The organism is Pseudomonas sp. S2_F07, from assembly GCF_054668325.1.
Map to the genome: position 1 here is coordinate 6116111 of NZ_CP162758.1, position 11957 is coordinate 6128067.

11 protein-coding genes and 1 pseudogene are annotated in these 11957 nt (G+C 57.1%); 7 read left to right on the forward strand and 5 right to left on the reverse strand.

What is annotated here, in order from left to right; genetic code table 11:
- Nucleotides 1–45: 45 nt before the first annotated feature.
- Entirely contained in the window at nucleotides 46–531 is a 486-nt protein-coding gene (locus AB4O40_RS27865) for an ester cyclase (RefSeq protein ID WP_223541016.1), read from the forward strand.
- Between the two features lie 500 nt (nucleotides 532–1031).
- Here the strand turns inward: AB4O40_RS27865 and AB4O40_RS27870 are convergent, their stop codons facing one another.
- The 5 genes from AB4O40_RS27870 to AB4O40_RS27890 form a co-directional block, all read right to left on the reverse strand.
- A complete protein-coding gene (locus tag AB4O40_RS27870) occupies nucleotides 1032–2471 on the reverse strand; it encodes a hypothetical protein (protein WP_223541017.1) in 1440 nt (479 codons plus the stop codon).
- 78 nt (nucleotides 2472–2549) lie between these two features.
- Nucleotides 2550–3698, reverse strand: a complete 1149-nt coding sequence (locus AB4O40_RS27875; RefSeq protein ID WP_223541018.1) for an iron-containing alcohol dehydrogenase — start codon at nucleotides 3696–3698, stop codon at nucleotides 2550–2552.
- A gap of 188 nt (nucleotides 3699–3886) precedes the next feature.
- Nucleotides 3887–5260: a sigma-54 interaction domain-containing protein gene (locus AB4O40_RS27880; protein ID WP_223541019.1), complete on the reverse strand. Its 1374-nt coding sequence runs from the start codon at nucleotides 5258–5260 to the stop codon at nucleotides 3887–3889.
- A 43-nt stretch (nucleotides 5261–5303) separates the two neighbouring features.
- Entirely contained in the window at nucleotides 5304–5486 is a 183-nt protein-coding gene (locus tag AB4O40_RS27885) for a hypothetical protein (protein WP_223541020.1), read from the reverse strand.
- Nucleotides 5483–5749 carry an MFS transporter gene (locus AB4O40_RS27890; RefSeq protein WP_223541036.1) on the reverse strand — a complete coding sequence of 89 codons (267 nt, stop codon included), beginning with the start codon at nucleotides 5747–5749 and terminating at the stop codon, nucleotides 5483–5485. The genes AB4O40_RS27885 and AB4O40_RS27890 overlap by 4 nt, the downstream gene beginning before the upstream one ends.
- Before the next feature lie 60 nt (nucleotides 5750–5809).
- On the opposite strand from AB4O40_RS27890, the pseudogene AB4O40_RS27895 reads away from it, so the two are divergent.
- From AB4O40_RS27895 to AB4O40_RS27920, 6 genes and pseudogenes are all read left to right on the forward strand, one after another.
- Nucleotides 5810–6000 (forward strand): annotated as a pseudogene (locus AB4O40_RS27895) (P1 family peptidase); the annotation flags it as partial.
- Nucleotides 6001–6253: 253 nt separating this feature from the next.
- A complete protein-coding gene (locus AB4O40_RS27900; protein WP_159389616.1) occupies nucleotides 6254–7081 on the forward strand; it encodes a helix-turn-helix domain-containing protein in 828 nt (275 codons plus the stop codon).
- 221 nt (nucleotides 7082–7302) lie between these two features.
- A complete protein-coding gene (locus AB4O40_RS27905) occupies nucleotides 7303–8847 on the forward strand; it encodes an ABC transporter substrate-binding protein (protein ID WP_223541021.1) in 1545 nt (514 codons plus the stop codon).
- A gap of 178 nt (nucleotides 8848–9025) precedes the next feature.
- Nucleotides 9026–10042, forward strand: a complete 1017-nt coding sequence (locus AB4O40_RS27910) for an ABC transporter permease (protein ID WP_056723400.1) — start codon at nucleotides 9026–9028, stop codon at nucleotides 10040–10042.
- Nucleotides 10039–10923, forward strand: coding sequence for an ABC transporter permease (locus AB4O40_RS27915; RefSeq protein ID WP_223541022.1), 885 nt, complete (start codon nucleotides 10039–10041; stop codon nucleotides 10921–10923). The genes AB4O40_RS27910 and AB4O40_RS27915 overlap by 4 nt, the downstream gene beginning before the upstream one ends.
- Entirely contained in the window at nucleotides 10923–11954 is a 1032-nt protein-coding gene (locus tag AB4O40_RS27920) for an ABC transporter ATP-binding protein (RefSeq protein ID WP_223541023.1), read from the forward strand. The genes AB4O40_RS27915 and AB4O40_RS27920 overlap by 1 nt, the downstream gene beginning before the upstream one ends.
- The last annotated feature ends 3 nt before the right edge of the window (nucleotides 11955–11957 follow it).

The window sequence follows — 11957 nt, forward strand, 5'->3', positions numbered from 1 at the left end:
AAGCGCGGCAGGCAAACTGATCTTCTAACAATAAGGTTGAAGGCTATGACGTCTCGAATCCACTCACTACTGTTCGGGCTGTTTTTGGTTCTGGCCAGTCATGCAAGTTTTGCGGCAGGCCAAAACGATACTCTCAGCGTAATCCATGACTATATGAAGGCTTGGAATGCCCACAATGCGGATGCCGCGGCCGAGTACTTCTCTGATAACGTTGAGTTTCTAGACGCCTCGGTGGGCACACCTCAGGTTGGCCGCGAAAACGCAAAGTCCCAAGTAATTCAGGTGTTCATGCAGGCGGTGCCGGATCTGCAATGGAAAATGCTCGGCGAGCCGATTGTCAACGGTGGGAGCATTGCTTTCGAATGGGAGTTCAACGGCACCAATACCGGCCCCTGGAGTGCCGAGACCCCAGCCACTCAGCGCCCACTCAGCTTTAAGGGCGTTAGTTTCATACGTCTCGATAACGGCAAGATTCTCACGCAGCATGACTACTACGATGCCCTTGGTTTTAACAAGCAATTGGGCTGGTAACGGGTTATTACAGTTTGCCCACAGATGTATGGCATGTTTGAAGGGCTGGAACAATTCCGCAACCTGGCGACCCAATTGCAGTGTATTTCAATCTCGTGTCATCCCTCGAGTGAGCTGAGATGGCGCTCCGCGTTCCCTAACTTTTCGGTGCTTCAGTGCTGACGATGGATAAAGGGAAACAAGCGGTGGACGGCATGGTCGTTCGGGTAGTTATTTGCAGACACTCGGCGCTAGTATTCCATACGCACGCATGCGCGATCGTCCGTCCTGATACGACGGCCGATTTTGCCGGAACACTTGTAGCGCTGCATGGCACAAGTGGATGGCTTTGTGGCATATCGCGACTCAGGCCTATCGACATACCTAACCACCAGCCCATGAGTTCTAACCTTACCCAACGTTCAAGGGGGGCGCCCGTCATGTTTGGTTATTTGTGGTAAATGCGGACCCTGTTCATGGCGCCGGCACTACGCCGCGCGCCATGAGCGAAGATCGAAGCATTATTCGACTGTCGCCGTCTCGGCCACACGTTGAACCGTGGCCGGTTTTAACGGCGTTTCGGGCAACGTCTCTGGCGTATTCAGGTCACGGGCAAAGGTCCTGTCGTTTTCGCCACGGAAAAAGTTCTTGCCGTAGATCAGCAAGCACAACACCACGCCGATGGCGAATGCCCAGCTCGCGCCCTTGATTGCCAGCACCGCGCCGATCACCCCGGCGATACCCAGGTCACGCTGGCTTCGCGCTTCCAGGATGCCCAGACGCACGCTGACATAACCTTGGATCAGCAGGGTCAGGGACAGCGCGACGCCCAGAATCGGTTGCACCAGGGTTACCACTGGCAACAGCAGCAACCCGGTATTGGTCCCCCAGCGGAATGAGCCGACACCGCCAATGATCGAACCCATTGCCTTCGGCCCACCCTTGAAACGTTCGATGATCACCACCAGCATGGCTGCCCACTTCGGTCCGCACATGGCGACGTCGGGGCCGAAGATGCTCATGATGGCGTTGCGTCCGCCGAAGATCAGGTGCGCGCGGTCCGGGTTGTAGTCGATCTCCTGGTCGGTGCGGATCTGTTCAGCTTCGTCCAGCAGTACCTTGGCGCTGAGCACGTCGCCGAACACGATGATGTACACCGCCAGCACCGTTGGAATTGCCGAGATGAACATCGACAAAGGCGGCATGCCGAGACCGAACACCGTGTAGTGGGTCCACAAACCAATGAAGTCCGGCTGGCTGATGCCCCATTTAATGGTCGGCCACGGCGCCTCGTTGAAAAGTGGCGCGATGACCACCGCCAGCAGGACAATCGGAAGGATGCCGAGCTTGGCGAAATTCCACCAGAACGCGTTCTTCTGCTTGAGTACCTGGAAGTGCTGGGAAAAAATCAGGTAGAACGCCAGGCCCACCGCGATGGAGATTGTCCATGGGAACGCGTCAAACTTGCCACCCACCTGAAACACCGCGATCACGGCACTCAGGCCCGCGCCGACGATGATCCCGGATTTCATGGCTGCCGGTATGTAGGTGAACACGCGTTTCGCCATCCCCGTGGCCCCCAGCGCAATGGAGAACACGCCGAGCATCAATTGAAACGCAATCAAGGCATGGACCCGTTCCGGGCCGACCGGAAAGGTTGCGCAATAGGCCATTAACAGCGGCACCGCCGGGGTGATCCAGCCCGGTACGGTCGGGTCGCCGAGCAAGTGGTGGGTGAGGTACAGCAAGCCGTTGAGCATGACCACCGCCAGTGCCACTTCGAATGGCATCCCGAGTAATTCGGTCATCAGCGGGATCGCCGCCAGGTCGACTGCGCACATCAGCAAACCTTGCAGGTAGTCCGGCAACTCGAACTTGTAGTGGATAAAGGGCAAGCGCACCTTGAACGGACCAAGGGCAATGTACGGACTTTCGTATCGTGGTTCAGGGGAACTGGACATCGGCTGCACCTGTTTTATTGATCTTGTAGGGTGAGCGCTCGATGGGGCATCGAGCGCTGAACGGTTTGAGGGCCCCAATCAAAACGCCGAGCGATAGATTTTCTCGATATCGATGGCGCTCAGGCGGCGCGGGTTGTTGCGCATCAGGCGCTCGATCTTGCAGGCCTCTTCGGCCATGGCCGGGATGGCGTCCTCAGGAACGTCAAAGGCGCGCAGGCTTTTGGGAATTTCCACCGCCTCACACAGATCGGCCATGGCCTGCACAGCGGCATCGGCGGCTTGCTGGTCGCTCAGGCGGGACACGCGCAGGCCCATCGCTTCGGCGATATCACGGAAGCGCTCGACACAGGCCATCTTGTTCCACTGCATTACGTGCGGCAGCAGCAAGGCATTGCTCACGCCATGGGCGATGTTGAAGCGACCGCCCAACGGGTAGGCCAACGCATGCACCGCGCCGACGCCGGCATTGCCAAAGGCCATGCCGCCCATGAGGCTACCGGTGGCCATGTCTTCGCGAGCTTGCAGGTCGGCCGGGTTGGCATAAGCCTTGGGCAGGGCCTTGGCGATCAATTTGATGGCGCCCAGTGCCAGTGCGTCGGTGATCGGCGAGCGATTTACCGACAGATAAGCTTCGATGGCGTGGACCAGGGCATCCACGCCACTGGCGGCGGTGACGCTGCGCGGACAGGTCAGGGTCATGGCCGGGCTGACCAGGGCGACATCCGGCAGCAGGTAGTCGCTGACGATGCCCTTTTTCAGTTGCGCTTGCTTGTCGGAAAAGATCGCGACGCTGGTCACTTCCGAGCCGGTGCCGGCGGTGGTCGGAATGGCGATCAGGGCAGGGCCCTTTTGCTTGACCAGGTCGACGCCGAACAACTCGGCCAACGGGCCGTCATGCCCGGCGAAGGCCGAGACGCCTTTGGCGATGTCAATGGCGCTGCCGCCTCCGAGGCCGATCAGGCCGTCATAGCCGCCTTCGTGGAAGGCGCGGGTGCAGTCTTCTACGATGGCGATCTCCGGTTCAGGCTTGACCTGATCAAAGACGCCGTAGCGCCGACCTCCCAATTGCGCAAGGGTAAGGTCTACCGTGCCGGACTTGACCAGCACCGCATCGGTGACGATGAGCGGAAAGTTGATATTCAGGCGGGTGAGTTCAACGGATAGCTGTTCGAGGGCGGCTTCTCCGGTAATCAGTCGATTGGCGATTTTGAACGCTGAGGCAGTCATTGGCTCGTCCTATGTAGTTGTTGTTTGCGCAAGGGCGTGTCAACCGGACATAGCGAATGGCGTGCCAGAATGCGCAAAGCCCCGGATGGCGGGGCTTTGCGGGAAACAGGCGGGATTAGTGCAGGGGAGTTGCGATCAGTATCCTGATCGCCTGGGGGCTGTTTGATTCAAATACTAATCAAACGTTGTCAGTCAGAGTGTTCCCAGCGCTTCATTTTTTGCACCACGGTGGCCTGGCTCACGCCCAGGGCCTTCGCCGCCAGGCGGGTGGTCTTGTGCAAGCGCAGTGCCGCGCGAATCGCCGCGCGTTCGGCGTTCTCGACAATCTTGCGCAGCGGCAGGCGGCCCTGGTCGGTGTCCTGTGGGCTGAGGTTGAGTATCTCTTCGGGCAGATCCAGCGCCTCGATGGTGTCACCCGGGGTGGTGACCACCAGCCGCTCCACCACGTTGATCAACTCACGGATATTGCCTGGCCAGGCGTACTCACACAGCAGGTCGAGTGCTTCCAGGCTCCACTGCACCTGGCGTGCGTAACGGCCGTTGCAGGTCTCCAGGTAGAAATGCAGCAGCGCCGGGATTTCCTCACTGCGCTCGCGCAGGGCGGGAATGTGGATGGGGACGACGTTGAGTCGGTAGTACAGGTCCGCGCGGAACAGCCCCTGTGCCACCCGCTGTTTGAGGTCATGATGGGTGGCGCTGATGATCCTCACATCCACTTCCTTGAGCTCCAGCCCGCCAACCGGAATGAAGCGATTTTCTTCGATCACCTTGAGCAGCTTGACCTGGACCGGTAACGGCAGGTCGCCAATTTCGTCCAGAAACAACGTCCCGTGGTGGGCCAGTTCGAGCAGACCACGCTTGCCTTTCGGCCCGGCGCCGGTAAAGGCACCGGGGACATAGCCAAACAGTTCGGCCTCAATGAGATTCTCCGGCAGCGCACCACAATTGAGTGCCAGAAACGGCTCCTTGGCACGGGGGCCGGCATTGTGGATGTATTGTGCGACCAGGGTCTTGCCGACACCTGTTTCGCCTTGCAGCAGCACCTTCACCGAGCTGCTGGCCACCTGGCGCGCCAGGGCGAAGACCCGGCCGGAAACTTTTTGGTCCGCCACGGGCAGGGAGTTCAACAGTTCGTCGCGTTGACCGGCATGCAATTGCGCGGTGCTGTTGCGCAGTTGTTTGAGCTGATGCAGTTCGTCACGCTCATGCTTCATGCGCAATAACTCGGTCATGTCGCGTACGGTGCTGACCACGTAACGGATGCGTTTGGCGCTGTCGAAGATCGGTGTTGCGCTGACCAACAGCTTTTTCCCATGACTCACGCTCTGCATTACCGAAACGGGCAAGCCTTCGCGTAAAACCCGCAAGGTGGCGGACTGAGAGATCGTCCCTTCATTGACCAGCACTTGCATGGAGCGCCCCACCAGTTCGGCACTATTGAGGCCGGTCAAACGTTCGTAGGCCTTGTTGACCTTGAGTGTGTTGCCATCGCCGTCGGTGATGTAGACGCCGTCGTGCAGGGCGTCCAACAGTTCTTCGAAACTTGCGTCATTGACGTTCATGCAGGAATCCAGGACAGCATAGTGGGGTGTTTAAAGCGTTAGCTTAATGCGTCACCCCGGTCATGTTCGATCGATCGCTGCGGTTTTTTAGCCAGTCCGCCACCGCAGCGATGAAGATCGGAACGATCAGCAGGATGAACAATTGCTCCGGGTTCCATTTCAAGCCCAGCAGCAGACCGCCGTCATACGCGACGAACACCGCGGCGAACACCGCGACGCCCGTCATCCAACTGATCCCCCCGTGAAGCGAATGCGTGTGTGGTAGTAGTTGGCAGCCATGGTCGTCCAGCTGGTGTTGGTCGAGTTGATGCAGTACTCAAGAAGGAACACCAGGGTCATCAGGCCGTATAGATTCAGATCGAGCCTGGCAATTGCCAGCGTCACCAGCGCGGCCCCCGACAAGGTGCCGATCAACACTTTATGAGCCTTGAACCGGTCCATTTCCCAGCCGATGACGATGATCCCCAGTATGCCTCCGGCCTGGAACATGGCACCCACCATGGCGCGCTAACTGGCGCGCTAACTGGCGCTGAAACCTTTGTCGGTCGACGTTACGTGGTACAGGCTGACTCACTGCTCCTCTAGGCTTCGCTGCCGCATCCTGGCATGGGCTCGATCGCGTCGCATGCGTAGCCAATGATGCGCGGCTGCTGCCGCACCAATGCAGGTGTCTGGCGCAACGTGCCAACCCTGGCCTCGCCCGCACCGGTGGTGCTAATGAAGACCACAGCGGTGACATCTTGGGTAGTAATAGGCGCGAATTACAAATATGCAGCCGATGGTAATTCTACCGAGGCGTCAGGAATCGCTGGATAAGTTTGTGTATTTGTTGAGACGCTATGGTCGGGCTCTATGCTCGCGTCGATCACGGGTTGGCAATGCCGAGCTTCAGCGCCACTTTCAGGCACTGTCTTGCACTGAGCTTTTGAAGCCGTGACCCCAAGCGACGATTAGTTCAGCATTTTGTCAATTCTGGCGTTAGGAATACTCTTTATGGTCAGTTCCAGTTCATCCCAGTCGATGCAAGATTTCAGTCAAAACTTGCGCCTTCTCTGCGGATATTATAAGTCGGTGGCGAAGGTGTGCCGCTCCCTTGATATCAACCGCCAGCAGTTCAACAAATACTTGGGGGCGCAAGCGACTCCCTCGTCCTTTACCCTGCGCAAGATCTGCACTTTTTTTGGGGTGGATGAGGAGGAAATATTCTCCGAGCATGAATCCTTCCGCGCTCTGCTCAACAGGCAACGCACGGCGCGAGAGCCGGACAGTGCGGTACCAGCCGATTTTTTCCCGAGCTCCGCGCAGGCGTTGTCGAAGTACCAGGGTTACTACTTTGTCTATTTGATGTCGCCTGCCGCGCCGGGGGAGGTGATCAAGTCGATTACCCGCTTGACCCGCTCCGGCGAAAAGATCCTGAGTAAAACCTACGAGCGGATGAGGCTGGGCGATGACCAGCTGAACAGTTTCGGCATCAATAAATATCGTGGGTTCTGCTTTGCCTCATCGGATCTGATTTACATCGTCGAGCGCGAGTACCTCTCGTCCCGGGGCTATATCTGGTCAGCGCTTTATCCCTCCTACCGCAGTCGTTTCCGTTTTCTCAACGGCTTGGTACTCGGCGTTTCGGGTGACAATTTCCGCCGTCCTTTTGGTGCCCATATCGTATTTGAGCACCTAGGCGAATCGATCGACCTGCGTAACGCTCTCACCAGTTGCAGCTGTTTTCCGATTGATGCCCCTGAGATTCCCGACGAGGTGAGGTCGCGGCTGCTGGTACATCCATCAGAAGGTGAGTTCAACCTCGTCCCTCCGCTGTTTTAGTCTTTTTTAAAATTGACGCTAGGTGACGCTTTGGGGCGTCACCTGGCGTTTTTTTCTTCGTGCTCGCGAAATTGAGCTGGCCGTGCGGCAGATCGATAATGCCATACACCACTCAAATGTCAGTTTCGTTAACGGCCAATCACATTATTCATTCCAGTTGAATGAGTGCCTGTTTCTACAAGTGATCCGCTGCGCCCGCCATAAAAATAAGAGGAACACCTATGAAATTCAAAAGAACATTGATGGCGGGGTTGATGGCGCTGTCCATTACTGCGCCATTGACCAGTGGTTTGGTGTATGCGGCAAACAATACCTTGGTTGTCGCTGATCGAGCCTCTTTCAAGGATTGGGATCCAGCCTCGGCCTTTTCGGAGGAAGTGCGGGTACTGGGCAATATCTACGAGACACTAGTGGTATATAACGCGCCAGGCAGTGCTGAGGAGTTTTCCCCCGGGCTTGCCACGTCTTGGGAAAGCAGCGACAACGGCAAGACCTGGACCTTCAAGCTGCGGCACGGCGTTAAATTTCATGACGGTTCGGCCTTTAATGCCGCAGCGGTCAAAAAATCCATTGATTACGTCAAGGAGCTGAAACAGGGTGCTGCATTTGTATGGAAAGGTCTGGATGCCGTCGAGGCCCTCGCTGACGATACGGTAGTGCTCAAGTTTAAGAGTCCCACTCCGGCCAATCTGATCGCGGCAGGTCAGTATGCCGCTTACATCATTGCTCCGGCGGCGGTGGAGAAAGGTCATGACTGGATGATGGCTCCCAACGCCATCGGTACCGGTCCCTACAAACTTGGGCAGGTCGAACAGGGCCAGCAAGTGGTGCTTGAGCGATTCGATGGCTACTGGGGAGGTTGGAAAGAAGGGCAATTTGATCGGGTTATCGTGAAGGTCGTGTCCGAAGCCGCCACTCGTACCCAGATGATCAAAAATGGCGAGGCCGGTGTCGCTTGGGATATCCCTCTTGATCAGCTCAAGGTGTTGGGAGAGAACCCCTCCATCAAGGTGAGCACCGCGCCTTCGTGGAAGAACTTTCAATTTTTGATCAATACCCAGAGGTACCCTACGAACAACCTGGCATTTCGTCAGGCGCTGCAGTACCTCTGGGACTATGAAAGTGTCACCAAAGATATTTTGCATGGTTACGGCAGCGTTCCCAAGGGGCCTTTGCCCACCAGTATCTGGGGGCATGCCAGCGTGCCTATGGCCTCTTACGATCTGGATAAAGCCCGACAATTGTTGGAAGCCTCCGGTGTACCTAAGCAGGACTGGAAGGTCTCGATGCAGTACATCAGTGGCATCTATGCAAACGCTGCTGAACTATTCCAGGCGACGGCGTCTCAGGTTGGCGTTGAGGTGGAGTTACTCCCCGGCGAGTGGGGTGTGATCTGGGATAAGGCAAAGAAGCTGGATACCGCTCCCAACATGCAATCTATGGCTTGGTGGCCGACGTATCCGACACCCAGCGATTGGCTTTTCAGTGAGTTCCATACAGAGAAAACCACGCTATTCAATCTGTCTCACTACAGCAACCCAAACTTTGATCAGTTGATCGAAGAGGCGGCGGCGTTAGAAGGCAGTGATCGGGCCAAGTCTACTGAAAAGTACGTGCAGGCCCAGCAGCTACTGGCCAAGGACGCTCCTGCGATCTGGTACGCCGACGTGCAGCAGATACGTGTCTCCCGCAAAGACATCAAGGGTATGGAAAAGAGCCTGAATCCTGCTTATGAGGCGATTCTCTACTACAACCTGAATCGCTGAATGCTGAGTCGTCCTTGAGGAAGTGGTACGTGTAATACCTGATTTGCCATGTAAATCGATAACCAGGCAGTTAGTTAATTTGCCTGGTCATTCCCTCAAGGGTTAACCCGCTTTTGGGGTTTTTATGTAGGGCGTAAGAAGTCAGGGTCAAGTTTTTTAGCCACAAGGGGTATTCCAAATGGCGAAGTATATAGCTCAGCGATTGATAGTGATGTTCTTCATTCTTTTGGGAGTGTTGACCATCACCTTCGTTCTGAGCCGAGCTCTTCCGGGTTCCCCGGTAGAAATGATGCTGGGAAACCACCCCACGGTGGAGCAGATTGCCGTCGCACGGGAAAAACTGGGGTTGGATAAGCCTCTGCCGATCCAATACTTCAATTACATCGGTGATCTTCTGCGAGGTGATTTTGGCACTAGTCTGCGCACCGGGCGGCCGGTGGTGGAGGAAGTGGTCAGGCGGGTTGGTGCGACTTTTGAACTGACATTCCTGGCGATGTTCTGGGTGGTGGTGCTAGGGGTGCCGATCGGTGTCATCTCAGCGGCGCGGCAGAACTCAGTGGTCGACAATGCGGCACGAGCGGGGTCCATCGCCGGGACGGCGTTTCCAGTTTTCATCCTGGCCATGGGCTTGCAGTTACTGTTCTACGGCAAGCTCAACTGGCTGCCCCTGCAAGGACGTATCGATGCTTCCATTCTTCTTGATAGCCCTTTTGAGCGTGTGACAGGCTTTTACCTGATCGACACTCTGCTGGCCGGTAATTTCGTAGCACTGTGGAGCGCCATCAAACACCTGACGCTACCCGTGCTCACCCTGGTCATCGTGACCTTGGCCACTGTCACCCGGATCACCCGCAACATGATGGTGGAGGTGCTATCCGAGGAGTACATCCGTACGGCCGTTTCTTACGGTGTACCCAAGTGGCGTATCCATTACGCCTATGCCCTGAAGGCGACAATGATTCCGCTCCTGACAGTGGTGGGCCTGACCTTCGGTTACCTGCTCGGTGGTGCGGTAGTGGTTGAGTTCGTTTTCGATTGGCCCGGCCTGGGCGGCTTCGTGGTGTTTTCGATTGCCCAGAATGATTTCCCCGCTGTGATGGGGGCCACCCTGGTGCTGGCCACGACGTATCTGTCGATCAACCTGATCGTTGATCTCTTGTATCACCTTGTTGATCCGAGGTTGCGAGTCCAATGAGTATCCAAGACGTATCCCTGTCCATGCCCTCGCGAGCCCCATCATGGCGTATCAAGGCCTTGGCGTTTGCCAGCGATAACAAGTTGTTTGTATTCGGCGCGCTGTTATTGCTGCTGATTATCCTGGCAGCAGTCTTCGCTCCCTGGCTTGCACCTTATGAACCGAACAAAATTGTCTTTTCCCAGAAATTGCTGGCACCCAACTGGGCACATTGGATGGGCACCGACGAGTTTGGTCGCGACATTCTTTCACGGGTGCTTTATGGCGCACGCACCTCGCTGATCATCGGAGTGAGCGTGACTCTGATTGCGATGCTGATCGGGATTCCGATTGGGATTGTTTCCGGTTACTTCGGTGGTCGAGTTGATACGCTGCTGATGCGTTTCTCAGATGTGTTTCTGGCCTTTCCACCGCTGTTGTTGCCGATCGCTATCACCGCTGCGCTGGGATCGGGATTGGCCAACGCCATGTTAGCGCTCGCTGTCTCTTGGTTTCCCTGGTACGCGAGGATTATGCGCGGTGCGGTAGTACGGCTTCGTTCAGAAACCTATATCCATGCCGCCCGTTCCATGGGCGTCAGTCACTGCCGTATCTTGCTTCGTCATGTACTGCCCAATGCCACCACGCCTGTGATCGTGCAGGGCTCCATGGACTTTGGTTACACCATTCTCGCCGCTGCCTCGCTGAGCTTTATCGGGCTGGGGGCCAAGCCGCCCATGATCGAATGGGGGCTGATGGCCGCAGCGTCGCGCTCGCAGTTACTCGAGAATCCCTGGACGGTGTTGTTTCCCGGAGTGGCGATTTTTGTCCTGGTGCTGGCCGTCAACCTGGTAGGTGACGGGCTGCGCGATGTGCTTGATCCAAAGAAGGGGATGCGCTGATGATCGACGAATCCTTGCAGTATTCGACTATTGAGCGTCTCGCCGCTGCGAATAACGACGCAGCTCAAGACCTGGTGCTGGAAGTGGAAGGGCTGACGGTATCCTTCCCTGGTTTGTTCAAGACCGTACAGGCCGTACGCGGCATCGACCTTAAGATAAGGCGCGGCGAGATCCTCGGGTTGGTGGGGGAGTCGGGCTCGGGCAAGTCAATGACGGCCATGTCCTGCCTTGGATTGATGCCTGAGGCCGCTCGGCTGGGAGGCAGTGTCAGGGTCGCCGGACAGCAGATTAACGGCGCGTCGGCGTCGCAGCTGGCGGTTTTGCGTGGCGGTGGCGCGGCGATGATCTTCCAGAATCCGATGAAGGCGCTCAACCCGTTCTTCACCGTCGGGCGGCAGATGATCGATGTCATCGGCTGCCATCGGCAACTGAGTAAGGCAGAAATCCGCGCCGAGGCGCTGAGCTCGCTGGAAGCGGTGAGCATGCCCGACCCCTCTCTAGCGCTAGCCAAGTACCCGCACCAGATGTCTGGCGGTCAGTTGCAGCGAGTGGTGATTGCGATGGCGCTGGCCTGTCGGCCAAAACTGTTGATCGCCGATGAGCCGACCACGGCGCTGGACGTCACAGTGCAGGCGCAGATCATCGCCCTGCTGCGCAAGCTGGCACGGGAGCAGGACCTGGCGATTCTGTTTATCACCCACAACCTTGGGGTAGTGGCTTCGCTCTGTGACCGGGTGGCGGTGATGTATGCCGGCGAAGTGGTGGAGAGCGGTCCGGTGGGCGAGGTGTTCAAGCGACCTGCACACCCCTACACCCTGAAGTTGATGGGCACCGTGCCCAAGTTGGGGCAGGGACCCCAAGCCCTGGGCTTCATCCCGGGGCAGGTGCCGAACATGGCGGCTCCCCCGGCTGGCTGTGCCTTCAACCCACGTTGTGAACGCGCCACCGGACGCTGCAATCACGCTGCGCCGAGGGTTGTCATCGGCAATGAGCACTGGGCAGCTTGCCACAACATATTGGTCAAGGTGTGAGGC